Source organism: Curvibacter sp. Hmag1.1 (assembly GCF_059769165.1).
In genome coordinates, this window is record NZ_JBMBGX010000002.1 from 2,726,584 (window position 1) to 2,750,193 (window position 23,610).

Genomic DNA, 23,610 nt, shown 5'->3' on the forward strand with positions numbered 1-23,610 from the left:
GAGGTGCTCACGTGTCCAGCTTTACGCTTTCCCCGATCACAAAGAACTGCCCACCCGCCACGTAGTGCAGCGTGCGCAAGTCATCCGGTGCTTGGTCGAATTTCCAGTGCCCATTGATGAACACGCGACTGTCCGCCCAAGCGTGGGTCACTTCGCTGATGAACAGGTCGTACGTCTGTTGGTTGTGTGGTTCGGGCAGTACCTTGCACAGTAACCAGCTCACGCAGCCCTGCACCAGTGGCACAGAGCTTTCCTGCGGTGTAAACGTGTGGATGCCATGGCGGTGCAGTTTGTCAGGCGTGGTGAGTGCGCTGTCGGTACCCACCCCCAGCGTGGCTTGCGCCAGAGCGCGGGCCGGGATGTTGAGCGCAAACCAGCCGCTACCTTCGACCAGCGCACGGGTGCGGGTGGCCTTGTCGATGACCACTATCACCTTGGGTGGCTGGAAGTCCAGTGGCATGGACCAGGCGGCGGCCATCACGTTGTGTTCGCCAGCATGCGCGGATGACACCAACACCGTGGGGCCATGGTTAAGCAGGCGGTAGGCCTTGTCCAGCGGGACGGAAGCACAGAAGTCGGGCAGGGTGTTCATGGAGGTGTGTGGTTAAGCCACCGCCCGCGCCAGATTCGCCCGCGCACGGACCTCCAGTGCGGCGTGAAAGTGGTCGGTGTTGTAGATGCGGGGGCGTTCTGCGAAGGACTGCAGTACCTCTTTGCGCTTGGTGCGGAACAGGTCCTCGGGTACGAAGGCATACTCCGCGCGGATCTGTTGCTCGTATTGCGCAAAGCGCTGCGCCTCGGCGCCCAGGATGGAGAGGTCAATGTCCACCAGCAACTGCGCATCGCCCGCGGCGGGCACGCTGGTATGGCGGGTAGCCATGACCAGCTCGTAGACGCGCTCTGCCACGTCTGCCTGCACACCGGCGGTGGTAAGCGCCTGACGGGCCCAGTCCGCGCTTTGGGCTTCGTTGTCGTGGCGTTGAACGTCATACACGGCGTCATGAAACCAGAGTGCCAGCGCCACCTCGGCAGGCCGCTGTGCCAGGTGGCTCACTGCTTCAAACCCTTGCAGGCATTCGGCCAGATGCTGGGTGCTGTGGTAGTGCCGATGCGGCTCGGAGTAGGCGGCCAGCAGTGCGTCGCACAGCGCGGTGCCGTCGGTGCGCGCGCCGGCATCGTGCCAGACAGTTGCAAACAGGGGTTTCAGGGCGGCCAAAGGCGGTGCGGTGTTCATGGCAGGCACTCTAGCAAAACCAGCCAAGCCGCCAGCGCCCGCCAGGCCTGCAAACACTGTTCTTGATTTTGATAGCAGTGGGCTTTTCAATATACTGTTTAAAAATACAGTAATTTGTCGAAGCCCTTGCCATGACTAGCGCTGCGCGCCATTCCACTACCTCTGCCACCGGTGTTCCGGACCCTCAGGACATCCACGCCGGTGTCTGGCACGCGCACACTCTGGCGAGCCCGGTGCAGTCGGTGCAGGCCACGGGGGATGCCTTGTTGGATGCGCATTTGCCCGGCGGCGGTTGGCCGGTGGGTGCCTTGGTGGAGCTGCTGCAGCCTCCCGGCGCGCACAGCGAATGGCGTCTGCTGCTTCCTGCGCTGGCGGCGTGCGGGCGCGGCCCGGTGGTGATGGTGGGGCCGCCGCAGCTGCCGTTTGCACCGGCACTCTCCCGGTTGGGCTTGCGCTCGGGGCGGCTGCTGTCGGTGCTGGCGTCGGTCACGGCAGGGGTGGGCACGCGGGTCAAAGATGAAGCGAGTGGTCGTCTCTGGGCCACCGAGCAGCTGCTGCGTTGCGCAGAGGTGGACGCCGTGCTGGCCTGGTTACCGCAGGCCCGGGGCGACCAGCTGCGTCGCCTGCACCTGGCTGCGGCCGAGCACCACAAGCTGCTGTTTGTGATGCGGCCGGACCGGGCGCGCAGCGATGCATCACCCGCCGTGCTGCGCCTGTGGGTGCAGCCAATGGCCCGCGCCCGGCATCCGCTGCAAGGGTTGTTGCTGGACGGGCTGGAGGTCGACATCCTCAAGCGGCGCGGCCCGCCGTTGGCAGAGCCTTTGCACTTGCAGGCACGCAGCCAGCAATTGGGCTTGTTGTTGGCCGCCGGCCGAGCCTTGCTACAAAGCAGTGCGCAAGATGGTGCGTCAGCGTGGAGGATGTTGTCTGCCACGCCGTTGGATACACAAGCCGCGCGCGCCGCATTTCAGCAGCAGGCGCTGGGCGGCGTGGAGAGCCAGGCGTTCCCGTGGCCGCCGCTGCCGCCCGCGCAGGGCGAGCTGTCCGTGGCGGCGCGCGGTATGGCCGATGCGGTTGGGCCTATGGAAGCGGAGGCGGGCCATGCACTGGATCGCACTGCGGCCGTCGCCTGATGCAGCGGCCGCCCCGACCGAGCCTGCGCTGGTGGATGCGTCCACCGCGCTGGCATGGTGGGCCCTGCGTTTCACGCCGCTGGTGGCCCGCGTGGGCGATGCGCTGGTGCTGGAGGTGTCCGCCAGCGAGCGCCTGTTCGGCGGGCGCACCGCCTTGTTGCAGCAGCTTTTGGAGTCAAATAGGCAGCTAGCGCACCTGGAATATGCGCAAGGCGCTACTTCTTTGATAGCACTGGCAGCGTTGCAGGTACATGCCTGTCGGGTGGGGCAGGCCGCGCCGGTGCGTGCGGTGCTGCCCGATGCTCTGCCGGTGCATACCCTGGCGGCGGCCCAGCCTCACCTGCCCACGTTGGCCCGCTTGGGCATGCGCACTTGGGGGCAGCTGCGGGCCTTGCCGCGGGGCGGCGTGGTGCGGCGCTTTGGTGCCGAGGTGGTGGACGCGCTGGACCGCGCCTACGGCCAGCGCCCTGAGGTCTACCCTTGGCTCACGCTGCCCGATGTGTTTGATGCCCCGCTGGAGCTGGCGGCGAGTGTGGATTCGGCACCGGCCTTGTTGTTCGGCGCGCGCCGCCTGCTGGCGCAGCTGCTGGTGTGGCTGCGCGCCCGCCAGTCGGGGGTGCTGGCGCTGGAGCTGCTGTGGGAGCTGGATGCGCGCCGCGCCAACACCCGCCATGTGGACGCCCACCACCAAGGCGGCCAGCAAGGCCGACTGGAGTTGCGTACCGCCGAGGCCACGCAGGACATGAGCCACCTGAAGCGCATTCTGGGTGAGCAGTTGGCTCGCGTCACCCTGCCGGCGCCGGTGCTGTACCTGCGCCTGCGCAGCCTGCAGACCCAACCGCTGGGTGGCGAGAGTCACAGCCTGCTGCCCGAAGACGTGCGCAAGGGCGACAGCCTGCACCAGACCCTGGAGCGCCTGGCCGCCCGGCTGGGCGCGCACAGCGTGCAGTGCGCCACCCCGCAGGCCGACCACCGGCCGGAACGCATGCAGCGCTGGCAGCCATGGCGGGCGGATGCTGCGCGCAAGGAAAACCAAGGTGCTATGAAATCAGGAGCTGCTCGCGCACATTCCATAAGCGCTAGAGGCCCAAAAGACCCTGAATCAGAGCGTGATGTGCTGCCCGCGGCCGACCTGTACCCCACCTGGCTGTTGCCGGTGCCGCAGCGTTTGGTGGTGCGCCAAAGCATTCCCCACTACCACGGCGAACTCACACTACTGGCCGGCCCGCAGCGTCTGGAGACGGGCTGGCTCGAAGGTGAGCCCGCTTTGCGCGACTACTACATGGCCCGCAGCCCGCAGGCGGGGTTGGTGTGGGTGTACTGCGAGCGGCTAGGGCGTAGTACCGCAGTGGAAGAGGCCGGGCAGGCCGTGCCGTGGTACCTGCACGGTTTGTTTAGCTAACGCAGGCGGAACTTGAATTGGATAGCCAATGCGCCTTCTGCCCGATCCACATAGGGCACCAGCGCCAGATTCACGCCGAATCGTGAACCTTCGTAGCTGGCCATGGGCAGAGCGGCCAGAAAGGCGCCACCGCGATGAATACCCGGATAGCCGTTCATCACACCCGTTGATAGACCCAGTTTCCAGTCGCTCAGGGTGAGGGGTTGCCATTTGATGGCGACGTAGCCACTGGTCTTGTGCACGCTGTTGTGAAAGGCGCCTCCCATCAGCGCTATGTCGGCTTGCAAGGGGTACTCCAGACCCAGCCCCCAATTGTTTTCGTTGTAGCCCTTGCGTCGGTCGTCATGCCAGGAGATGCCCCCCAGATTCACCCAAATGGCTTGAGTGGATGCATCGGTTGGTGTGGGTGGCGGTGTCTCTGCAAACCCAGCTCCGGCTCCCCAGGCAAGGCTTGTCAGCAGCAGGCAACGCAAGATGTTCATGTAGCCTGCCCCATCTGGGAGTACACATGCCAGCCGTCGAAGTCACCTTTGCTGAGCGGCAGGCCGTGCTGGCGCAGCAGGGCGTAGACCATGCTGAGGTGGAAAAAGAAGTTGGGCAGCGCGTACTGCTGCAAAAAGGTGCTGCCATCCAGCGCCACCGTGGCTTGACCGGCCGGGTCGTGGATAGTGCGGCCGGCAGCTGCGGCAAAGTCCTCCGGTTGCAGGGTGTGCAGAAAGGCTTGCGCTGCCTCCACCCGCGCTTGTAACTTGGCCAAGCTCTCGCCGTGCTCGCCGAAGGGTGGTACGGGCTGGCCGGCCAGCGGTGCACACGCCCGGAACACAAAGTTCACTGCAATTTCCACCTGCACACCCAGGGGCAGCATGTCGGGCGCCAGGCGGGCCTGCAGCAGCGCCGCTTCCGGGGTGCCTTGCTGTGCGCAGTGCGCGGCGGCCTTGGCCAGCAAGCCCTGCAGTTGAATAAGGTAGCGGTCAAACACCGGTACGCTGGCGGTGAAAAGGGGCGGCAGCGCTGACGGAGCAGCGGTGGGATCGGGGGAGGGGTGGGCTGGGGCGGACAATGACATGCAGCCAATATAGCGGCCCCTTACACTGCGGGCCTCCGCGCAGGCTTGGCTTGCACATTCCTTGGAACGCTTTTTGCACCACACGCTGCCATGAACCTGCCTACCCACCAACTCACCATGACCGTGCTCATGTCGCCCGACATGGCCAACTTCTCCGGCAACGTACACGGCGGCGCCATTCTCAAGCTGCTTGACCAGGTGGCCTATGCCTGTGCCAGCCGCTATGCCTCGCGCTATGTGGTGACGCTGAGTGTGGACCGGGTGCTGTTTTTGCAGGCCATCCATGTGGGGGAGCTGGTGACTTTTCTGGCCAGCGTGAACTACACCGGCAAGTCGTCCATGGAAGTGGGCATCAAGGTGATTGCCGAAAACATCCGCACCCAAGAAGTGCGCCATGTGAACAGCTGCTTCTTCACCATGGTGGCGGTGGACGACCACGGCAAGGCCGCGCCGGTGCCGGCGCTGCAGCCCGAGACCGATGACGAAAAGCGCCGCTTCGAGGCTGCCCAGATGCGCAAGGCCCTGCGCCACGAGCTGGAAGAAAAATTCCGCAAGACCACCCGCCAGCCCGGCGCGGCCTGAGTCTTTTTAGTCCGTGCTCAGCCGTCGGTGCTGAGCGCATCGGCGCTGTGGTGCGGCACCCGCAGCAGGCCGTCTGCCCCTGGAATGGCTTCGATGCTGATCACCGGGGTGCTGCTTTGCACGGAGCCGAAGATGGTGGCAAAGGCCACGTCGGCCGCATCGCGCCCGGTGGCAAAGCGCACCAGGCCCATGGGGATGGCGGTGCCTGAGGGGTCAAACAAATACCAGCGGTCGCCCACATAGGCTTCCACATAGGCATGGAAGTCGGTCGGCCCCAGCGCGGGGTCGGCCCCGTAGTCGATGCCGGTGGTAAAGCGGGCCGGCACATTGGCTGCACGGCACAGCGCAATCATCAGGTGCGCAAAGTCGCGGCACACCCCCACATGGCTTTGAAGGGTGTCCAACGCCGAGGTATTGCTATTGGAGGTGTTGGGGCTGAAGGCGGTGTGCTGCAGCACCCAGTCGCGAATGGCCTGCACCCGGCTGTAGCCCTGCCAGCGCTGGCCGAACTCCTGCTGGGCGAATTGCAGCAGCAAATCCGACTGACAGTAGCGGCTGGGGTACAGGTAGGGCAGCACGTTGGTAGGCAGGCGGCTGACCGGCACTTCTGCGATGGTGGCGGGCGCTGCCACCCAATGGTCCAGATCCACCGTCGCCGCATAGGCCACTTGCAGCATGCCGGGCAAGGCACTGGTACGCAGGACGCGGTTGGTGGAGGGCGGGCTGCTCTCCAGTGTGTAGGCCAGGGGCTGGCTGAAGTGCAGCGACTCGGACACCACCCGCTGGCGCGGCGTGAAGGCCGCGTGCAGGTGGAATACAAAGTCGCCGCCCGGGGGCTGCACTTGGTAGTGCAGCTGGATGGCAAGGCGAAGGCGGATCATCCCCCCCCTTCTACAGGTTTGGCGCGCTTTTGTCTGTGCGCCGCCCTGCAAGGGGGTGTGCTTTCAGGTGCCGGGCAGGCGCAGGGGCTGGTCTTCGAACTCGGTGTTCAGCACCACGGTGCTGGTGGTGCGCGCTACACCGGGGATGGCCTTGATCTGCAGCAGCACCGCCTCCAGGTCGCGGGCATGCGGGGTGCGCACCTTGGCCAGCAGGTCGTATTCGCCGGCCACACTGTGCAGTTCTTGCACCGAGGGCAGCTCGCGCAGGCGGGGAGCAATGTCGCGGCAGTGGGCGCCGCCATCGTTGCGAATCGCCACAAACGCGGTGAAGTTCAGCCCCACGGTGTGCGGGTCCACGCTGATGGAAAAGCGGCGAATCACACCGCGTTCCAGCATTTTCTTGACCCGCTCATGCACCGCAGCGGTAGACAAGCCCACATCCGCACCCACCTCGGCGTAAGAACGTCGGCCGTCTTCGCCTAACGCCGTAAGAATTTTGGCATCGATGGCGTCTGTCTGAATATTTGCTTGCATTGGGCTGGTTTTTCGGTAATATCACGCCCAGCGGCGCTGGTTGCCGTAAATTTTACGGACTATTCATGATTTCGGCACTCAATATTCAGCAAGGCTGGCGTTTGTCCCCATTCTGGCGCCTCATGGTGGCGCTCTGGTTGGTCTACATCGTCTGGGGCACCACCTACTTTGCCATCGGCGTGGCGGTGCACAGCTTTCCCCCGCTGTGGATGAATGCCACCCGCTTCATGCTGGCCGGTGTGATCATGCTGGCCTGGGCCCTGTGGCGCGGCGAAAAGCTGCCCAGCTGGCGCCAGTGGCGCAATGCCGCGCTGGTGGGCGGGCTGATGGTGTTTGTGTCCATGAACCTGGTGGTGTTCGCGCAAAAGCAGGGCATCGGCTCCGGGCTCATGGCCACCGTCATCACCACCATGCCCATGTGGCTGGCGCTGTGGACACGCCTGGGCGGCGAACGTGTGCCCACTACCAGCTGGGTAGGCTTGGTGCTGGGTGTGGCGGGGGCTTTGTTGCTGGCCATGGAGGGCGACTTTTCTGCCAGCTGGCTGGGTGCCTTGGCTGCCTTTGGCGCACCGCTGTGCTGGAGCGTGGGCTCTTACGCATCCCGCAAGCTGGACTTGCCGGGCCCTGCCATGGCCTCGGCCACCGAGTGGCTGGCCGGCGGGCTCATGGGGGTGGTAGCTGCGTCGCTCATCGAGCCACAAGGTGCGCTGGGCAATGTGTCGCACGAAGCCTGGTTGGCCTGGTGGTACCTGCTGGTGTTCGGCACGCTGATAGCGCTCAATGCCTACCTCTGGCTGCTGCAAAACACCACCGCCGCGGTGGCCGGCAGCTACTCGTTTGTAAACCCCGCCGTAGCCTTGGTGGTGGGTGTAGTTATCGGTAAAGAAGTGCTCACCGGCTGGGTGTTTCTGGCCTTGCCGCTGATTGCCGGTGCGCTGGCCATGATCATGTACGGCCCGGCCATTGTGGGTTGGGTGCGCAGCCGCACAGCCCGGCCGTGAAAAGCCTGGTGTGAGTGCCGGGGGCAGTCCCCCGGACAAACGCTTTAAATCGAAGTCAGCCCACCATCCACCGTGTGAGCCAGGCCGGTCACAAAGCTGGACGCATCCGAGCTGAGCCACAGCACTGCGGCGGCCACTTCATCGGGCTCGCCAATGCGGCCGATCGGGTGGGCGCCTGCTACGGTGGCGGCTACCTTGGGGTCGGCTTGCACTGCGCGCTCCAGCATCACCGTGCGGATCACGCCGGGGCACACCGCGTTCACGCGAATGCCTTTGCGCCCGTATTCCACCGCGGCAGATTTGGTGAGGCCAATCACTGCATGCTTGCTCGCGCTGTAGGCCGACATCTTGGGTGCGCCCACCAGCCCGGCCACCGATGCAGTGTTGACGATGGCGCCGCCACCTTGGGCAAGCATCTGCGCAATCTGGTACTTCATGCACAGCCACACGCCCTTGACGTTCACGCCCATGATGCGGTCGAAAGTGGCCTCTTCGCAGTCGGCCAGGCGCATGTGTTCTTCTTCAATGCCAGCGTTGTTGAAGGCGCAGTCCAGCCGCCCGAAGTGCGCCACCACCTGAGTCACCATGGCTTGCACCTGCGCGGCCTGCATCACATCCGCCGCAATGAACAGCGCCTCGGCCCCCAGCGCTTTGACTTGTGCGGTGGTTTCTTCGCCTGCTGCCACGTCGCGGTCGGTCACTGCGACCTTGGCACCCGCACGCGCAAACGCCAGCGCACTGGCCCGCCCAATGCCACCGCCACCGCCAGTGACCAGCACCACTTTGTTGTCAAACCGAATGTCCATGGAATGCCCCTTGCCGCAAAAAAAGGCATCTTAGGCCGCGGTATGGCGCCACGCCGCCGCAGGCGTAACCCGCGCGACAGGGCGCGGACCGTACCCTCTAGTGCCGGATACTCGGGGCACGTTTTTCACCGGAGTTATTGCTGTGCAAATCCAGTCCCATGAAGTTGACCTCTCCACCCCCACCGGCGTGATGCGCTGCACCGTGTACCGCCCCAAGGAGTCTGAGGGCGCAGCGCCCAAGCAATACGCGGCCATCATTCTCTATTCTGAAATTTTTCAGCAGACCGGCCCCATACGCCGCAGCGCGCAGATCATGGCCGGGCACGGCTTTGTGGTGGTGGTGCCCGAGGTGTTCCATGAGCTCAACCCCATCGGCACCGTGCTGGGCTATGACGACGCCGGGCGCGACAAGGGCAACGCCGACAAAGTGGTCAAGACGCTGGAAGCGCACGACAGCGATGCGCAAGCCATCATCGACCACCTGCGCACCTTGTCTTACTGCTCGGGCCGCGTAGGCGCCATGGGCTTTTGCTTAGGGGGCGGGCTGGCGTACCGCGCGGCCATGAACCCGGCCATCAGCGCCACGTCGTGCTTCTACGCCACCGACATCCATTCCGGCATGGTGCCCTCAAGCGCCGGCAACGACAGCCTGACCCGCACGTCCGAAATCAAAGGTGAGTTGCAAATGATCTGGGGCAAGCAAGACCCCCACATCCCGCCCGAAGGCCGCGCGCTGGTGTACAGCACCCTGGTGAAAGCCGGTGTGAACTTCACCTGGCACGAGTTCAATGGCGTGCACGCCTTTATGCGTGACGAGGGTGAGCGCTATGACGCGGAGCTGCAACTGCTGGGCTACCAGATGGCGATTGGGTTGTTCAGGCGGGCGCTGTACTGAGCGTGCCCTTGCGCAAGGCGCTGGGCGTGTAGCCGAACCAGCGCTTGACGGTGCGGCTGAAGTTGGACGTGTCGGTGTAGCCCAAGCGGCCGGCGATGTCTTCCACGCTGTCGCTGGTGTGTTGCAAGAGCCAGAGTGTGCGGCTTTGTTGGTGGGCGTCCAGCAGTTGCTGGAACGAGGTGCCCTCCAGGGCGAGGCGCCGCATCAGGGTGCGCTCGGACACTTCGCATTGGGCCGCGATGTCCGGCAGGCGGGGGTAGCTGCCTTCCGGGGTGTGGCCCAGCAGGCTGGCCACGCGCTGCGCCATGCTGCTTTGCACCAGCTCAGCCAAGGCTGCATCGCACTCATGGCAGGCGGCGGCGTGGGCACGGGCATCTGCACCCAGCAACGGCAGGCGCAAGGCGGCGGCCGGCACATGCAAAGCCAGTGTGGGCTGCCCGAATTGCAAGGGCAAGGGCAGGGCGCGCTCGTAGTGCGCCACCCACGCGGGGCGGGGCAGGGGCACATCCAGCCGCAGGCCTGCAGGCAGAGAGCCCACTGCGGCATGCAGCACCCGCACCAGGGCCGCGGCCATGGTGTCGAGCACAAAGCTGCGCGCACTGCCCCAGTCCAGCCGGTCAATCACTTGCAGGGTGCCGCCTTCGAGGCGCATCTGGAAGGACCAGCTGAAACTGTCTTCCCGCACCGGGCCGTAGCGCCCCAGCACCATCAGGCAATGTTGAAGGTCCGGCGCCGTGACGGCGGCATAGCCCAGCGGGCCGTGGGCTGACACCGGCGCTTGATCGCCCAGCTCCAGGCCCAGCCAGGGTTTGCCGGTGGCCTGCATGGCGGCTTGCACCAGCCGAATCACTGTGTCGCGCGGCAAGCGCTGCTCGGTGGTGAGCAGCTGGTTCCAGTCAAGCGCAGCGGCGGCCAGCACGCGGTCGCTGTCAATCGCGGCTTGCTGCAGCAGCATGCGCAGCAGGCGCGCGTAAATCGGGTGTACCAATGCCTCGGCACCGGCCGCGGGGCGGGCCTGCGGGGCTGGGTGTTTTCCCTTGGTGGCGGGCAAATAGGGCATGTTTGGCAGTTTAAGACGACCCTTTGGCAGCGCTATCGGTGGTAACCCATGCTTGGCGCTTTGACACTGCGGCCATGACTACTGCCAACCTCCCCATCCCCCCGTCATCCCCCGCACCCGTGCAGCCGTATGTGGACCGCAAGCGCTTTGCCTGGGTGTTGTCTTTGCTGGTGCCCTTGTCGATCGCGACGGGCCCTTTGCTGTGGTTCTGGTACCCGCACACGCTGATGTTGTGGCTGCCGGTGTTCTTTGTGTATGGCGTGGCGCCCGCACTCGATTGGATGCTGGGCACCGACACCAGCAACCCGCCCGAATCGGCAGTGCCCGGGCTGGAGGCGGACCCTTACTACCGCCGTGTGACCTTTGCGCTGGTGCCTTTGCTATGGGCGGCGTTCATCGGTGCAGCCTGGTTCAGCCAGGTGGCCGGCATTACCTGGGTGGGGCTGTTGGGGCTCATCATTTCTACCGGCGGTGTGGGCGGCTTTTGTATCAATCTGGGCCATGAGATCGGCCACAAGCGCGCGCCGCTGGAGCGCTGGCTAGCCAAACTGATTTTGGCGCCCACGTTTTACGGCCACTTCACCATCGAGCACAACCGTGGCCACCACCGCGATGTGGCCACCCCGCAAGACCCGGCCTCTTCGCGAATGGGCGAATCGATCTGGCGTTTTGTGTGGCGCGAAATGCCCGGTGCCTGGCGCCGCGCATGGGCGCTGGAGCGCGAGCGCACCCGCTTGGACGGACAGGCCTTCTGGTCATGGCACAACGAGATATTGCAACCAGCAGCTATTACCGTCGCACTGTGGGCTGCGCTGTGCGTGTGGCTGGGGCCGCAGGTGCTGGGCTTTTTGGTGCTGGCGTCACTGTGGTCGAACTTTCAGCTCACATCGGCCAACTACATCGAGCACTACGGCCTGCTTCGCCAGCAGGATGCCAATGGCCGGTTTGAAACCTGCAAGCCGCAGCATTCTTGGAACAGCAACCACGTGTTCTCCAACTGGGCGACCTTCCACTTGCAGCGCCATTCGGACCACCACGCCCACCCATTGCGGCGTTACCAGTCGCTGCGGCACTTTGACGAAGCACCGCAGCTGCCCAGTGGTTACTTCGGCATGTTCCCCATCGCCTATGTGCCGCCCTTGTGGTTTGCGGTGATGGACAAGCGCCTGCTTGCGGCGGTGGGGCGTGACCCGGCGCGCATCAACTTTGCACCGGGGCAACGAGAACGGCTGATGGCGAAATACGGTTTGGTGGACCGGTAAGCGGTGCCCTAGCCACGGGGCAGTTCCTAGCACTACCCACAAATCGATAATTGCAGCTTGATAAAGGGTGTCATGCTTAACTTGTGGCTTTTTCCTCTCGCTAGGCAGCGAGAGCTTTTCATTTAATCAGGTGAGAGCGGACATATGTCAGTGGCACTTCGATCGATCGCTACCTCGCCACGAATCGTGTCATATATGCATATCTTATTAAATCCGGACGTGCGCTCGCTTTTAAGAAAACCGGATGTGCGATCACTTTTAATTGATCCTTGGGGTGTGGGCCGATTTTGTGCTGCGTTAATCCTTGCTGCTATTGCGCCAAGGTCTTGAAGCCAACTAGTTTTTTCTTCCTCATCAACTGGAGCAGGTTGTGCTTTAGCAACCGAGGGGTCGCGAGGAATGATTTTTTCATTAATCGCAGTAACCTCAATTCTCTCCCCAGCTTTAGTCTCTACTACACCCATGCCAATAGGTCTTCCATTTTTAAAGTCACCAATGAACGTGGAGCCCATCGGATTAAAAAGCTTACCGCGGCCTGACGGTTTGTAGTTGTCAAGTTCCCCTTCGTATCGATATCCCTTGGGACTGTCAATGGTGCCGATCGTTAATGGTTTGTTCGACGAGAAAGTGCCCGCGATCGTTGTTCCATCAGTAAAGGTAAGCTTTCCATTGCCGCTTGGTTTCCCGTCGCGTACTTCGCCAAAGTAAACAACTCTACTAGGCGAGGTAATCGTACCAATTCCTGTTGCTCGCCCCTCGATGAAATCCCCTGTATATATGGTTCCGTCGTACTCTAATTTACCGTTTCCATGGGGGAGTCCAGCTGCAAAATTGCCAGTGTAAGTAGCGGAGGTCTGACCTTTCTTTGTGGTGAATTGATGGCCATCTCCATTCCGCAAACCATTAGCAAAAATTCCTTTGAAGAACTCGCGATCTCCATTGGCTTTTGAAGCTTCATACGTTCCCTCTCCTTCAAGACGTCCACGTATGAGGGTTGCGGTGACTGTTATCTCAATGCCCTTTTGCTTCGAAACAAATGTCCCAAGGCCATCAGCGTAACCATCCTTGCATTTTCCAGACCATGAAAGAAGTGCTGAGTCCTTTTCTGAATCTCTAGCTAATGCATCCTCAAAAAGAACAATCCTGCAACCGCCTTTGGCAACGTGTTCCACCTCAATTAGGGTACGAGCCAGAGTGGCTTTACAGGCAATGAGGGCAAAGATAAATCCTGCGGCAATGACAGCAAATTTATTCAGATTGTTTTTCATGGCCTATCCTCCAAACTGTAGTTCGCATACAAAGTTCACTTGTCAATCTCATTTTGCGCGTTCTTGACAATTGCTAATACCTCGCGACAGAGTGCGAGTAATGGCACGCTTTTGTCTTTCAGATAGCCCAAGTGGAAATCTTCCGGCAAATTCGGGCCAACGGTCATGATTGCAAGCGGGAAATGATGTGTAGCTACCTTTCTTATCTCAAATACGCGAGCAATGACTGGATGTATCCCAGAGGTCTTCACGTAGTAAGGATTCCTCTTGCTCTGAGAAGCGCTAACGTAAGTACGTAATTTTTCAATTGCCTCTGTGTCTTCAATTGGGTAACCAGTTTTTGGATCGGTGAATGCAACGGACGCATACATAGCCGTGGTTTCAAAGTAACTGTAAACGGCATTGAGATAGGCGCTTATAAACCACCTAAATCGTGTGCGATCCACCTCAGCGGAAGCCTGATTAAGAAAGAATTCACACTCTCGAATTTTGTCTCCGGGGTCGGCAATCGCGTCAAGGTCAAGTTGTTGAAATATGTCGAGCTGAGATGAGTCAGATACTCGTGTCATAAAAGTATTTCCATTCATATATGCCGTCACTCGACGGCATTGCAGTGGAGCCAGCCAGAGGTCGTGGCCTCACATCTGAAGACTCATCATGGAATGTGCCGCTCAAGATAAGAGCTTAGATGAATGTAACGTTGGATTGACTTTGACCATGCTGTCAATCAGCTTAGCTTTTCTCAATTTTCCGACCTGAGTCCCTGCACCCGCTCAAACTCCCCGACGTTGTTGGTCACCAGCGTGCAATCGTCCGCAAGTGCATGGCAAGCGATCCACAGGTCGTTGGCGCCTATGGGGGTGCCTGCAGTACGCAGTCGGGTGAACTGTGTGGCGTAGTGTTCGCACAAGCTGGCGCTGGTGCTGTAGCGCACGGGGATGGAGCGGGTGAGGTCTGTCAGTCGTTTGAGCACTTCGGGTTTGCGGGTGCTGCTCCCTGCAATGGCAAGATGGCTTTCTGGTCAGCCACCAACAGGTCGGCAAAGTCGTCGTCAAACGCCTCCAGCGCTTGCACGAGTGCCGCGCCCCGGTCCGCTTGAATCGGGTGCAGCACCGGGTCGCCATCGGTTTTGCTGTCACTCTCTACGGGGTTGATGGGTGCGGTCATGAGAATCTCCTTGTAAACTGTATTTTTATACAGTTTAAATGCAATCTCCCAAGCCCATCAAGCCCCAGCCGCCGGTAGCCACCCCGGCGCCGGCCTATGCCGAGCTGCATTGCCTCTCCAACTTCAGCTTCCAGCGCGGTGCCTCGCAGCCGGAAGAGTTGGTGGAGCGGGCGCACCGGCTCGGGTATGCGGCGCTGGCCATCACCGACGAGTGTTCGGTGGCCGGGGTGGTGCGTGCGCATGGCGAGGCGCAGCGCCTGGGTCTGCAGCTGCTGCCGGGGGCGGAGTTTGCGGTGCCTTACCCGGCTGCGCCGGGTGGTGTAGCCGCGGGCGCCAGCTTCACCGTGGTGGTGTTGCCGCACAACCTGCAGGGCTGGGGCAACCTGTGCGAGTTCATCACCCGCGCGCGCATGGCGGCGCCCAAGGGCGACTACCGGGTCGCCTGGTTGGGGCAGCCGGAGGCATCTCCCTGGCACACGCTGCGGCATTGCGAGGTGCTGCTGCATCTGCCCCTTGCTATCAAAACAGAAGCTGCTTGCGCAATAGCGATGAGCGCTAGAGGCCTTTTTGGCATCAATTCTTGGCTGGCGGTCACTGCGGGTCTGGGCGGCATGCAAGCTTTGGAGCGGGCGCACTGGCAGCAGATTGCGGCGGTGAGCGGGCTGGCCCCACTTGCTACCGGGCAGGTGCGCATGCACACCCGCTCGCGCAAGCCGCTGCACGATGTGCTGACCGCCGTGCGCTGCGGCCTGCCGGTGGCGCAGTGCGGCTTTGCGCTGCAGGCCAATGCCGAGCACCACCTGCGCAGTCGCGCCCGGCTCGCGGCCCTATTCACCCCCGACGAGTTGGCCCACACGCTGGTGGTGGCGGGGCGCTGCAGCTTCACACTGGATGCGCTGCGTTACCAGTACCCCATGGAGGCCGTGCTGCCCGGCCACACCCCGGCGCAGACCTTGCGCCAGTACACGGAAGAGGGCGCCTTGGAGCGTTACCCGACGGGTATGCCGCCCCACGTGCGCACGCAGGTGGAGCATGAGCTGGCCCTGATTGCCGACATGAAGTACGAGATGTACTTCCTCACCGTGCACGACCTGGTGCGATTTGCGCGAGGGCGCGGCATTTTGTGCCAGGGGCGTGGCTCGGCGGCGAACTCGGCTGTTTGCTACTGCCTGGGCGTGACCGAGGTGGACCCCAGCCGCATGAACGTGCTGTTCGAGCGTTTCATCTCCAAGGAGCGCGACGAGCCGCCCGACATTGATGTGGACTTTGAGCACCAGCGGCGCGAAGAAGTCATCCAGTACATCTACGCCAAATATGGCCGGGAGCGGGCTGCTATTACTGCGGTGGTGGCTAGCTACCGCCCGCGCAGCGCTTTGCGCGATGTGGGGTGGGCACTGGAGATTCCTGAGGTGTTGATCACCGCAATGGCCAAGGAGCACCCCGGCATGTACAGCCGTGCGGTGTTGGTGGAGCGGTTGCAGGCTGCTATCGAAAAAGTAGCTGGTTGCGCAGATTCTGCGGGCGCTAGGGGTGGTTTTGATGCTCAATCTCCGGCGGGCAGTGTGGGGGCCGGGAGCCAGAGCGGCAGGGCGCCCAGCTCCGTGTCCCCCGCCCGCGTTGCGGGCTCCTCCTTGACCTACGCTGAACGCCCTGCCACTCTTGCTCCTGCAGGTGGCGTCGCTGAGCGGGGTGGTTCTTTTGGGACTGGTTCGCAAGCATCGGCCCCTTGCGGTCTGTTGGTGGACGGTTCGCCCCTGCCTTCCTTGCTCCGCCTGCAACTTTGGCTGGACCTCGCCACGCAGCTACAAAGCTTTCCCCGCCACCTCAGCCAACACGTAGGCGGCTTTGTGCTAACGCAAGGCCCGCTGACGCGGCTGGTGCCAGTGGAAAACGCGTCTATGCCCGACCGCTCGGTCATCCAGTGGGACAAGGACGATCTGGACGCGGTGGGCCTCTTGAAGGTCGATGTGCTGGCCCTGGGCATGCTCAGCGCCATACGACGTTGCCTGCACCTCATCGGCCAGTGGCGTGACGTGCCTTTGCGCATGCAGGACGTGCCCGCCGAAGACCCCGCCACCTACGCCATGATTTGCCAGGCCGACACGGTGGGTGTGTTCCAGATCGAGAGCCGCGCGCAAATGAGCATGCTGCCGCGCCTGAAGCCAAAGTGCTTTTACGACCTGGTCGTCGAGGTGGCCATCGTGCGGCCGGGGCCGATTCAGGGCGGCATGGTCCACCCGTACCTCAAGGCGCGCGCCAATCCGCAAGCAGTGACCTACGCATCTCCCGGCTTGGAAGAGGCTTTGAAGCGCACCTTGGGCGTGCCGATTTTTCAGGAGCAGGTCATGCAGATCGCCATGGCCGCCGCCGACTTCACGGCGGGCGAGGCGGACCAGCTGCGCCGCTCCATGGCCGCTTGGAAGCGCAAGGGCGGTGTGGGCAAGTTCTACGACCGGCTGGTGGGCGGCATGCTCAAAAACGGCTACACGCAGGAGTTTGCCGACACGCTGTTCAAGCAGATTGAGGGCTTTGGCGAATACGGCTTCCCCGAGAGCCACGCGGCCAGCTTTGCTCTGCTGGTGTATGTGAGCTGCTGGCTCAAGCGGCATGAGCCAGCTTGCTTTCTGGCGGCCATGCTCAACAGCCAGCCGCTGGGCTTTTATGGCCCTGCACAGCTGGTGCAAGACGCCCGCCACCACGGTGTGGAGGTGCGCGCGATGGATGTGCTGCACAGCGCGTGGGACTGCACGCTGGAGCAGCCGCAAGCGCAGCACCCCACCCCAAATGGATGGACGCTGCAAACCCAAGCCGCCATCCGCCTAGGGCTGCGCATGGTCAGCGGTTTGCAGCAGGCGGTGGCCGAGCGCATCTGCGCAGAGCGCGCAAACGGGCCGTTCACCAGCACGCAAGATTTGGCCCTGCGCTGCGCCCTCGACGCTGGCGACCTCAAGGCGCTGGCCAGTGCCGATGCCCTCATCAGCCTCAGCGGTCACCGCCGCCAGCAGGTGTGGGACGCCTCCGCCCTGCGCCCCGCGCCCGCACTGCTGCAGGGCGTGCCGATTGAAGAGGATGAATTGGCGCTACCCCCGGCCGACGAGGGCGAAGAAGTGACCTTTGACTACGCAGCGACAGGCCTCACTTTGCGCTCCCACCCCCTGCAGCTATTGCGCGAGCAGCTATCAAAAAAGAACCTACTCACGGCGGCTCAGATGCGTGACTATCCCAGCGGCCGGCTGGTGCGCGCCTGCGGCATCGTCACCGCGCGCCAGCAACCGGGCACCGCCAAAGGCGTGGTGTTTGTCACGCTGGAGGACGAGACGGGTAGTGTGAATATCATCGTCTGGAAAGCGGTGAAAGAGCAGTTCCGTGACGCGGTCTACCGCGCCCGGCTGATGGCAGTCTACGGCGTATGGCAGCGTGACGAGGCCACCGGCGGCCAAGTCCGCCATGTGATTGCCAAGCGCGTGGTGGACATGACACACCTGCTGGGGGAGCTGGCGACGACTAGCCGGGACTTTCACTGAGCGCTGCGTAGGCTCCGCATCAAAACTTGCGCCTGAAGCCGAAGCTCAAGAAATCCTCACCATTGGCGCCATAGTTGTTCAGCAGGTCGTAAATTGCGCAGCGGTGGTGCAAGCGCACAAAGAACTCACTGTCTTTGGATTGAGGGCGCGAAAACGCGGCTTCTACAAACAGGTAGTTCAACGTACGGCTCCCTCTTCCATCCGGCCCGGCTTCCATGGGACCGACTTGGCTGGTGTACGAGAGCCCCAAGGGCGCAAGACGGATGCCCGTACGCAGCGTATCGCGCCATGGAAGGCCGCTCCAACGCAGGGCGGGGGCCACTGCAATTTCAGTCAAGTTGGCCATGCCGGCTTGCTGCCCCAGCATGCCGTCAAGTTCAATGGCAATCGGCCATTCGCTATGTCTCCATAGCGTTTTGCTACCGGTCACGGCCAGCATGTAGTGCTCTGCATAGTTCGCACGACCTGCCAGTGCACCGGCGGGCTCCGCATCGTGATATTTGCCCGCATAGACGCCGATGCTCCAGTCTGATTCATCGGCATGGATAACAGTAGAAGTCGATGCGGCGACTAGCAACATTAACCTGGATAGGGATAACCGGAGCGTATTGAACATAGGGGCGATCGGGAGTTGATGGTCGCGATGCTATTCAGACTCCAAGGTGCTATGCAAATACGTCTTTCAATGTCCGCAGATTCGACGGGGAGAACTCGAACCTAGTCCAAACGGATGGCCCGACCGTGCGCCGCCGTACGGAGCCAAAAGACCAGCAGAAAAACAATGACAAAGAGCGCTCAGGGTGCCACCTTGATGTCGACTCAACCAACCCATACTTCGGGAGTTCTCTATGAAACTGAAAGCCTTTACCCTTACTGCTGCTGCAGTGCTTTGCATGGCAGCCAATGTGCAAGCTGGCACCATGAGCGTCGAGTTACACCAAACAGCACCCGGTTACTGGCAGGCGGATTACGACTCTGACCATTTGACCGGCCCATTGTTGGGCGGCATCGTCGGTGTCCCCGGCACAGACACCATTACCTTCCAAGGCATGAGTGGAACATGGGAGGCCGGACAGTACTATGTAGAGCTGAATTTCATGGAGCAGGCCAGTGGCAGTATTCCGACCACGAATCCCATTACCGTTACATCAGCTACGTTGAACTCGATTCCTGTAAGCTATATGGCCAAACGTTCATTCGATATCGATGGCAATTCGCAGCCTCCCTTTACTTTGACCATCAATGGCTACAGTAATGTTCCGATGACCGGCTATCACGGCTCCATCTCGGTCACTGCGGTACCTGAGCCAGAAACCTACGCCATGCTCTTGGCTGGTTTGGGCTTGATGGGAGCAATAGCTCGTCGTCGCAAAGCCAAGAGCGCTTGAGCGGAAAACAACCTCAGAAATCAACGGGCCCTCGGGCCCGTTTTTTTGCCTCTGTCTCAACGCTGCCGGTGTAGGATGTCCACAGGGAGTCAAACCCATCCTGTGAGGTCTGCGCGATGACTGATACCACCCACCTGGAAGCCAAGGTGTTGTTGCTGGAGCACGATGCCCAGCAGTGCAAAGTGCTTACCGATTTTTGTGATTCCGTGGGGCTGATGCCCTTGTTGCGCACCTCGCACGATGCGCTTACATGCCTGGAGCAGCACAAGGATCTGGCTGGTGTACTGCTGGCCGAAGACCTGCCTTGCGGTAACCGTGATGCGCTGCACTTGGCCGAGTCCATTCACCGCCTGCGGCCTGAGCTGCCTATCTTTCTCCGTCGTACCGCCAGCGGAGACCTGGATGCGCTGTACCGTGAATTCATCCGCTACCCATGGAGCACCGGCGACGTTGAGCAATTACGCGCCGGCGTGGAGCGGTCGATATTCAGCCTGCGCTACCCCACTGCTCTGGTGGAAGGCATTGTGGATTTGACGCTGACTTCCATGCGCTCCATGTTCCCGAACGCCAACGTGACGGCCGAGCCACCTTATGTAGTGCACGACCGCATCATCCATGGTGAAGTGTCCACCATCATTCCGATCGAAAGCACCTGGTGCCGCGGCTACATGATGTTGCAAACCGAAGAAAGTGCACTGCGCCAGGGCATGCTCAAGGGCTTCAGCTACGAGGGGGTGGGGGGCGAGCTCAACTTCCGCGATCTCAACAACATGCTGGGCGAAACCACCAACCTGATCTGGGGTGCTTTCAAAAACCGCTACATTGCCCCTGTAGGTACTGCCACGCAGCTGGCCCAGGTGCCGATCGTGATCAACCATGCGCACAAGTACATCTCTTTCGGGTCGCCCGATCCGCAGTTGTGTATTCGCTATTCGCTGTCGGAATCCGGTCGGCGCGGTGGCCAGCCGCTGGTGATCGTGCAGCGGTTTATATTCAACCTCCATTGGTCGCCCGAGCAATTCGCAGAATATGCAGCGTCAAGCTCCAGCGATGCCGGTGAACTGGATCTGTTTTAAGCAACTCAAAGCGTCAACTTCGGTGCGGATGGGAAGAGGGTAGAGATGGCGAATGTTCTGGTGGTGGACGATTCCAGCACGATGCGGGAAATCGTTTCCGGCTACTTAAACAAACACGGTTTTGATGTGGCACTTGCCACGGATGGTCGCGATGGTTTGGTTCAGCTGAAGGCTGACCCCGGCATCAAGCTGGTGGTCAGTGATATCAACATGCCTAACATGGACGGCTTGGCCATGGCCGAAAAAATCCGCAACGAGTTGGGCAACAAGTCGGTGCACATCATCATGCTCACCACCGAGGACAACCCGGTCATGCGCGAGCGCGGCCGTGCCATCGGCGTCACCGGCTGGATCGTCAAGCCCTTCCGCGGTGATGCGGTACTCGGGCCATTCAAGAAGTTCTGCGGCATTATTTAAGCAGCACCGTGGCGAGTTCGTATTCCATGAAATGAATGACGCCTGTGTCCAGGGTTTTCTGCAGATAGCGACGGTAGTCCCCTTCGCGGCCTGATGTCTGAGACCACAGCGCCAGATAAAAGTAGGCTTCGCACAGGTTGAGCGTGCGCTCTTCGCGTGATTTTGTCGCTTCAATTTTTTGGAGCATGGCCTGAGGAGACTCAATGCCCGATATCACCTTGAGCAAGGGATTCGGCCAACCAGCCTGTGTCACATCAGTATTGCCGGGCAATCCAAGCTGCTTTCGGGCGAGTGCTTGCCAGACCCGCATGAAGCCGTTGTTCAGGCCGCTTTCTGAAGATTTTTCCGCCTGTTCGAAGTCTCTTAACGCTCCTGCGTAGTTTCCGGAAACATAGCGGACTTGGCCTCGTCGCAAATAAGCTGAACTTGGCTCACTACCCATTCCGATGGCCTTGTTCAGATCGCTCTCTGCTGCTTGTAATCGCTTGTTCCGCATGTTCCAAGTGGCTCGAACTTGGAACGCAATCCCCAGGTTCGGGCTGCGTCGCACGGCCTGGGTGATGTCAGCCTCGGCCTCCGGCATCTGACCCAGGTCCATGTACGCAGCGGCTCGTTGCAGATAGACCTCTGCCATGTCTTCATCTGCGATCTTTCCTGTGTCAATGATTTTGCTTGCCGCTACGATGGCCCTCTTGCGATTGGCTTCCGCTTGGTCGCGATAGTTTTCCCGGCTGTTGACGCTGGCCGACACGTTGTCTTCTCTAACGATCACGATATCTGTCAACTTTTTCTGGGCATCCTGGTAGGCCTTGACGAAGTCCGCCATGCCTCCGGGAAGAATTTCGTCCGCCATTACCTTCAGGTCCGCTTGAAATGTGAAGACGTTGCCCCGAAAGCTGCGGAAAGTGTTGAGTTGGAAAAAAGGGGTGTCCATCTTGTCTTCGATGGGGTCGTCTTGTCCTTGGATTTCCGGCGGAAACTCAACTTCCACCCTGTACGTCTGGATGGAGCCAGGCATCGGCAGGCCTAGGGGAAGCCATCGGTCTTTGTCCAAACCGCCCTGACTCAGCGCACCGAGCAACTGTTGCGCGTTGAAGCGCGCGAACCAGATTCCGCTGGTGTTGTCCCGACTCAATAATCGTTCAATGGTGTAGGCCTCTTCAATTTCAAACTGGTTCAAGGCCTGAATGTCTTTGCTGACCGGAAACCCGTTGCGCTTGCGTGCGCTCGGGTACCGTTGCAGGTAATTGTCGGTCAGGAACTGCAGACGGGTTGACTCGGGCTGCTGTTTTTGTGACTGACGGGTAATTTCCGCCAAAGCTCCTTGGAGACGGGTGGAGATGGTTGTGGTGGACTCTTTGTCCAGTCCACCTACCTTGACGGATTCCAGAATGCTGAGTTGCAGGTTGGCTTGGCTGTAGCCCAGGGCCTTGAGGTGAACGTAATAGGGAGCATCACGCTTGATAACCAGACCGACGCTGCGTTGCAGCTTTCCGCTTTGGTGTTCCAGGGGCAAATCCTCGGCATTGAGCGTGGCATCAATCATTTGCTCCGAGCGGTCGCTGTAGACCACCTGTACCACGGCATGATCGAATGCCAATGGTGTTGGCAGGCTTCCCAAAATGCGTCTTCCCATGGAATCGGATACCAGTACCGGATTGGCCCGGACACCCATCGCGCGAAGCAGCGTGACCAACAAAAGCGCCTTGTCTTTGCAATCACCAAAACGCCGTTCCAGTGTTACGTCGGGTTGCTGTGGCCGGTGAGTGTTCTCGCTGATTGAGACAGAAAAGTAGCGAATATCGTCTTGGACAAACTTGGCAGCTTTGGCGATCGCCTGCTTTTGCGAGACGCCGGCAGACAATGCTTTTGCCAGAGAGTTGATGGCTGGGGAGGCCGGTTCCGTCCTGAAGAGCTCCGCGGCCCACTGGTGCACGTCGTACCAACTTCCCATGGAACTCAGTTGGAGAATCAGAAACGGAGAGTAGTCTTTCGGTAGTTTGTTGTCGTAGAAGGCGGGCAGTACTTGGGTCTGGGTAAAGACCTGCTCCTTGTACCGGCCACCGAAAACACTTCCGTTGGACGGTGCCTCTTTGAATTGCGGCCCCATGAATTGGCTGGCAATTTTGATTTCCGGGCTGTGTAGTAGGCGCACTTGGCGCTTGTGCACGTACTGCGGATGGTTCCAATTCACATTGGCAACAAAATGTTCTCCAAACACGGGGTTCTGGCCTGTCACCGAGTAGGCGACATCGATCACATCACCTGCACGCGCATCTGGGATTTGGCCTATGGCTGCAGACTTACCACTCAACATCAGCCGCTCAAGCCCGCTTTCCACCTTGGAGACGCGGAAGGTCATGGATTTGAGGACCGGGATTCTCTGGCCGCCCCGGATCAGGTCAATCCGGTGAATCTTTACCGATTGGTAATCCGGCGAATAGTCCAGGCGGAAAACACCTACATCGGTTAGCGCAGATGTTTGCTGGATCCTAGTGATGCGGCGTTCATACGTCACTGATCTGGAGCCGCTGGCCAGAATTTCGCTTCCCCAATATTCGATGTATGCGCCCAATGTCGCAATGCCAGGGGGGACAGGTACCACAGAGGCCGGCACTGCCTCTCGGGCCTCGACCCATTCCGGCTCCGGCCCCGTACTGAGTTTGTTGGCCCTGTCCAAGTCCTGTGCCCGGGACGTATGGGGGAGCGCCAGTGCAAGGACAAAAAAGGCGAGAAACACGCCTACGAAACGAATGAATAAACCTCGCACACAGCCCCCCTTTTATTTGAGTCAGGATGCTAGCAAAGGTTTTCGCCACGTAAAGGGCTTGTATGTAGGGAGAGACCCTTGCCGCTGTCTATCACGCGACGAACCTTTCACCACAGCTTGCGTGTGGTGAAAGGTTCCTTCATT

24 protein-coding genes are annotated in these 23,610 nt (G+C 61.0%); 10 read left to right on the plus strand and 14 right to left on the minus strand.

Annotated features, from left to right (window positions below; genetic code table 11):
- Window positions 1–7: 7 nt before the first annotated feature.
- Together ACOAP0_RS13575 and ACOAP0_RS13580 are read right to left on the minus strand one after the other, a co-directional pair.
- The gene (locus tag ACOAP0_RS13575; RefSeq protein WP_498376825.1) at window positions 8–592 is read right to left on the minus strand and encodes a flavin reductase family protein; all 585 of its coding nucleotides are present in this window, start codon (window positions 590–592) and stop codon (window positions 8–10) included.
- A 12-nt stretch (window positions 593–604) separates the two neighbouring features.
- A complete protein-coding gene (locus ACOAP0_RS13580) occupies window positions 605–1,234 on the minus strand; it encodes an HD domain-containing protein (protein WP_498376826.1) in 630 nt (209 codons plus the stop codon).
- Between the two features lie 131 nt (window positions 1,235–1,365).
- Between ACOAP0_RS13580 and imuA the strand changes: the two genes are divergently transcribed.
- Window positions 1,366–2,367 carry a translesion DNA synthesis-associated protein ImuA gene (gene imuA / locus ACOAP0_RS13585; protein ID WP_498376827.1) on the plus strand — a complete coding sequence of 334 codons (1,002 nt, stop codon included), beginning with the start codon at window positions 1,366–1,368 and terminating at the stop codon, window positions 2,365–2,367.
- Window positions 2,336–3,769: a Y-family DNA polymerase gene (locus ACOAP0_RS13590; protein ID WP_498391437.1), complete on the plus strand. Its 1,434-nt coding sequence runs from the start codon at window positions 2,336–2,338 to the stop codon at window positions 3,767–3,769. The genes imuA and ACOAP0_RS13590 overlap by 32 nt, the downstream gene beginning before the upstream one ends.
- Here ACOAP0_RS13590 and ACOAP0_RS13595 read toward each other — a convergent pair.
- Window positions 3,766–4,251, minus strand: a complete 486-nt coding sequence (locus ACOAP0_RS13595; protein ID WP_498376829.1) for a hypothetical protein — start codon at window positions 4,249–4,251, stop codon at window positions 3,766–3,768. The two genes, ACOAP0_RS13590 and ACOAP0_RS13595, sit on opposite strands and share 4 nt — an antisense overlap.
- Window positions 4,248–4,835 carry a DUF1993 domain-containing protein gene (locus ACOAP0_RS13600; protein WP_498376830.1) on the minus strand — a complete coding sequence of 196 codons (588 nt, stop codon included), beginning with the start codon at window positions 4,833–4,835 and terminating at the stop codon, window positions 4,248–4,250. Before ACOAP0_RS13600 ends, ACOAP0_RS13595 begins: the two co-directional genes overlap by 4 nt.
- A gap of 90 nt (window positions 4,836–4,925) precedes the next feature.
- Between ACOAP0_RS13600 and ACOAP0_RS13605 the strand changes: the two genes are divergently transcribed.
- Window positions 4,926–5,417: an acyl-CoA thioesterase gene (locus ACOAP0_RS13605; protein WP_481874132.1), complete on the plus strand. Its 492-nt coding sequence runs from the start codon at window positions 4,926–4,928 to the stop codon at window positions 5,415–5,417.
- 17 nt (window positions 5,418–5,434) lie between these two features.
- Here ACOAP0_RS13605 and ACOAP0_RS13610 read toward each other — a convergent pair whose 3' ends face one another.
- Both ACOAP0_RS13610 and ACOAP0_RS13615 read right to left on the minus strand, forming a co-directional pair.
- A complete protein-coding gene (locus ACOAP0_RS13610; RefSeq protein ID WP_087496412.1) occupies window positions 5,435–6,298 on the minus strand; it encodes a transglutaminase-like domain-containing protein in 864 nt (287 codons plus the stop codon).
- Window positions 6,299–6,361: 63 nt separating this feature from the next.
- Entirely contained in the window at window positions 6,362–6,832 is a 471-nt protein-coding gene (locus ACOAP0_RS13615; RefSeq protein ID WP_313878882.1) for an Lrp/AsnC family transcriptional regulator, read from the minus strand.
- 65 nt (window positions 6,833–6,897) lie between these two features.
- Between ACOAP0_RS13615 and ACOAP0_RS13620 the strand changes: the two genes are divergently transcribed.
- Window positions 6,898–7,833 (plus strand): EamA family transporter, encoded by a 936-nt coding sequence (locus ACOAP0_RS13620; protein WP_498376831.1) that lies wholly within the window; start codon window positions 6,898–6,900, stop codon window positions 7,831–7,833.
- A 44-nt stretch (window positions 7,834–7,877) separates the two neighbouring features.
- Here ACOAP0_RS13620 and ACOAP0_RS13625 read toward each other — a convergent pair whose 3' ends face one another.
- Window positions 7,878–8,639, minus strand: a complete 762-nt coding sequence (locus ACOAP0_RS13625; protein ID WP_498376832.1) for an SDR family oxidoreductase — start codon at window positions 8,637–8,639, stop codon at window positions 7,878–7,880.
- Window positions 8,640–8,781: 142 nt separating this feature from the next.
- Between ACOAP0_RS13625 and ACOAP0_RS13630 the strand changes: the two genes are divergently transcribed.
- Entirely contained in the window at window positions 8,782–9,534 is a 753-nt protein-coding gene (locus ACOAP0_RS13630) for a dienelactone hydrolase family protein (RefSeq protein ID WP_498376833.1), read from the plus strand.
- Here the strand turns inward: ACOAP0_RS13630 and ACOAP0_RS13635 are convergent.
- The gene (locus tag ACOAP0_RS13635; RefSeq protein ID WP_498376834.1) at window positions 9,515–10,594 is read right to left on the minus strand and encodes an AraC family transcriptional regulator; all 1,080 of its coding nucleotides are present in this window, start codon (window positions 10,592–10,594) and stop codon (window positions 9,515–9,517) included. The genes ACOAP0_RS13630 and ACOAP0_RS13635 overlap by 20 nt on opposite strands.
- Before the next feature lie 74 nt (window positions 10,595–10,668).
- Here ACOAP0_RS13635 and ACOAP0_RS13640 point away from each other — a divergent pair, with 74 nt between their 5' ends.
- Window positions 10,669–11,856: an alkane 1-monooxygenase gene (locus ACOAP0_RS13640; protein WP_498376835.1), complete on the plus strand. Its 1,188-nt coding sequence runs from the start codon at window positions 10,669–10,671 to the stop codon at window positions 11,854–11,856.
- Between the two features lie 122 nt (window positions 11,857–11,978).
- On the opposite strand, the gene ACOAP0_RS13645 is transcribed toward ACOAP0_RS13640, so the two are convergent.
- The 4 genes from ACOAP0_RS13645 to ACOAP0_RS13660 all read right to left on the minus strand — a co-directional run bounded on the left by ACOAP0_RS13645 (window position 11,979) and on the right by ACOAP0_RS13660 (window position 14,291).
- A complete protein-coding gene (locus tag ACOAP0_RS13645; protein WP_498376836.1) occupies window positions 11,979–13,124 on the minus strand; it encodes an MORN repeat-containing protein in 1,146 nt (381 codons plus the stop codon).
- Window positions 13,125–13,159: 35 nt separating this feature from the next.
- Complete coding sequence (locus tag ACOAP0_RS13650; RefSeq protein WP_498376837.1) at window positions 13,160–13,693, minus strand: hypothetical protein; 534 nt, start codon at window positions 13,691–13,693, stop codon at window positions 13,160–13,162.
- A 173-nt stretch (window positions 13,694–13,866) separates the two neighbouring features.
- Window positions 13,867–14,097 carry a PIN domain-containing protein gene (locus ACOAP0_RS13655; protein WP_498376838.1) on the minus strand — a complete coding sequence of 77 codons (231 nt, stop codon included), beginning with the start codon at window positions 14,095–14,097 and terminating at the stop codon, window positions 13,867–13,869.
- Complete coding sequence (locus ACOAP0_RS13660) at window positions 14,082–14,291, minus strand: hypothetical protein (protein WP_498376839.1); 210 nt, start codon at window positions 14,289–14,291, stop codon at window positions 14,082–14,084. The genes ACOAP0_RS13655 and ACOAP0_RS13660 overlap by 16 nt, the downstream gene beginning before the upstream one ends.
- A 38-nt stretch (window positions 14,292–14,329) precedes the next feature.
- Between ACOAP0_RS13660 and ACOAP0_RS13665 the strand changes: the two genes are divergently transcribed.
- Window positions 14,330–17,815 carry an error-prone DNA polymerase gene (locus tag ACOAP0_RS13665; protein ID WP_498376840.1) on the plus strand — a complete coding sequence of 1,162 codons (3,486 nt, stop codon included), beginning with the start codon at window positions 14,330–14,332 and terminating at the stop codon, window positions 17,813–17,815.
- A 19-nt stretch (window positions 17,816–17,834) separates the two neighbouring features.
- On the opposite strand, the gene ACOAP0_RS13670 is transcribed toward ACOAP0_RS13665, so the two are convergent.
- Window positions 17,835–18,395 (minus strand): hypothetical protein, encoded by a 561-nt coding sequence (locus tag ACOAP0_RS13670; RefSeq protein ID WP_498391438.1) that lies wholly within the window; start codon window positions 18,393–18,395, stop codon window positions 17,835–17,837.
- A gap of 268 nt (window positions 18,396–18,663) precedes the next feature.
- On the opposite strand from ACOAP0_RS13670, the gene ACOAP0_RS13675 reads away from it, so the two are divergent.
- From ACOAP0_RS13675 to ACOAP0_RS13685, 3 genes are all read left to right on the plus strand, one after another.
- Entirely contained in the window at window positions 18,664–19,203 is a 540-nt protein-coding gene (locus ACOAP0_RS13675; protein WP_498376842.1) for an FxDxF family PEP-CTERM protein, read from the plus strand.
- A 116-nt stretch (window positions 19,204–19,319) separates the two neighbouring features.
- Entirely contained in the window at window positions 19,320–20,279 is a 960-nt protein-coding gene (locus ACOAP0_RS13680; protein ID WP_087496421.1) for a chemotaxis protein CheX, read from the plus strand.
- A gap of 45 nt (window positions 20,280–20,324) precedes the next feature.
- Complete coding sequence (locus tag ACOAP0_RS13685; protein ID WP_498376843.1) at window positions 20,325–20,696, plus strand: response regulator; 372 nt, start codon at window positions 20,325–20,327, stop codon at window positions 20,694–20,696.
- Here the strand turns inward: ACOAP0_RS13685 and ACOAP0_RS13690 are convergent.
- On the minus strand, window positions 20,689–23,271 hold the full coding sequence (locus ACOAP0_RS13690) for a DUF3857 domain-containing protein (RefSeq protein WP_498376844.1): 2,583 nt from the start codon (window positions 23,269–23,271) through the stop codon (window positions 20,689–20,691). The genes ACOAP0_RS13685 and ACOAP0_RS13690 overlap by 8 nt on opposite strands.
- Window positions 23,272–23,610 lie beyond the last annotated feature (339 nt).

Coding starts and splice junctions, on each gene's coding strand:
- ACOAP0_RS13575 (WP_498376825.1), bottom strand. CDS start 592: ATGAACACCCTGCCCGACTTCTGTGCTTCCGTCCCGCTGGACAAGGCC.
- ACOAP0_RS13580 (WP_498376826.1), bottom strand. CDS start 1,234: ATGAACACCGCACCGCCTTTGGCCGCCCTGAAACCCCTGTTTGCAACT.
- imuA (WP_498376827.1), top strand. CDS start 1,366: ATGACTAGCGCTGCGCGCCATTCCACTACCTCTGCCACCGGTGTTCCG.
- ACOAP0_RS13590 (WP_498391437.1), top strand. CDS start 2,336: ATGCACTGGATCGCACTGCGGCCGTCGCCTGATGCAGCGGCCGCCCCG.
- ACOAP0_RS13595 (WP_498376829.1), bottom strand. CDS start 4,251: ATGAACATCTTGCGTTGCCTGCTGCTGACAAGCCTTGCCTGGGGAGCC.
- ACOAP0_RS13600 (WP_498376830.1), bottom strand. CDS start 4,835: ATGTCATTGTCCGCCCCAGCCCACCCCTCCCCCGATCCCACCGCTGCT.
- ACOAP0_RS13605 (WP_481874132.1), top strand. CDS start 4,926: ATGAACCTGCCTACCCACCAACTCACCATGACCGTGCTCATGTCGCCC.
- ACOAP0_RS13610 (WP_087496412.1), bottom strand. CDS start 6,298: ATGATCCGCCTTCGCCTTGCCATCCAGCTGCACTACCAAGTGCAGCCC.
- ACOAP0_RS13615 (WP_313878882.1), bottom strand. CDS start 6,832: ATGCAAGCAAATATTCAGACAGACGCCATCGATGCCAAAATTCTTACG.
- ACOAP0_RS13620 (WP_498376831.1), top strand. CDS start 6,898: ATGATTTCGGCACTCAATATTCAGCAAGGCTGGCGTTTGTCCCCATTC.
- ACOAP0_RS13625 (WP_498376832.1), bottom strand. CDS start 8,639: ATGGACATTCGGTTTGACAACAAAGTGGTGCTGGTCACTGGCGGTGGC.
- ACOAP0_RS13635 (WP_498376834.1), bottom strand. CDS start 10,594: ATGCCCTATTTGCCCGCCACCAAGGGAAAACACCCAGCCCCGCAGGCC.
- ACOAP0_RS13640 (WP_498376835.1), top strand. CDS start 10,669: ATGACTACTGCCAACCTCCCCATCCCCCCGTCATCCCCCGCACCCGTG.
- ACOAP0_RS13645 (WP_498376836.1), bottom strand. CDS start 13,124: ATGAAAAACAATCTGAATAAATTTGCTGTCATTGCCGCAGGATTTATC.
- ACOAP0_RS13650 (WP_498376837.1), bottom strand. CDS start 13,693: ATGACACGAGTATCTGACTCATCTCAGCTCGACATATTTCAACAACTT.
- ACOAP0_RS13660 (WP_498376839.1), bottom strand. CDS start 14,291: ATGACCGCACCCATCAACCCCGTAGAGAGTGACAGCAAAACCGATGGC.
- ACOAP0_RS13665 (WP_498376840.1), top strand. CDS start 14,330: ATGCAATCTCCCAAGCCCATCAAGCCCCAGCCGCCGGTAGCCACCCCG.
- ACOAP0_RS13670 (WP_498391438.1), bottom strand. CDS start 18,395: ATGTTGCTAGTCGCCGCATCGACTTCTACTGTTATCCATGCCGATGAA.
- ACOAP0_RS13675 (WP_498376842.1), top strand. CDS start 18,664: ATGAAACTGAAAGCCTTTACCCTTACTGCTGCTGCAGTGCTTTGCATG.
- ACOAP0_RS13680 (WP_087496421.1), top strand. CDS start 19,320: ATGACTGATACCACCCACCTGGAAGCCAAGGTGTTGTTGCTGGAGCAC.
- ACOAP0_RS13685 (WP_498376843.1), top strand. CDS start 20,325: ATGGCGAATGTTCTGGTGGTGGACGATTCCAGCACGATGCGGGAAATC.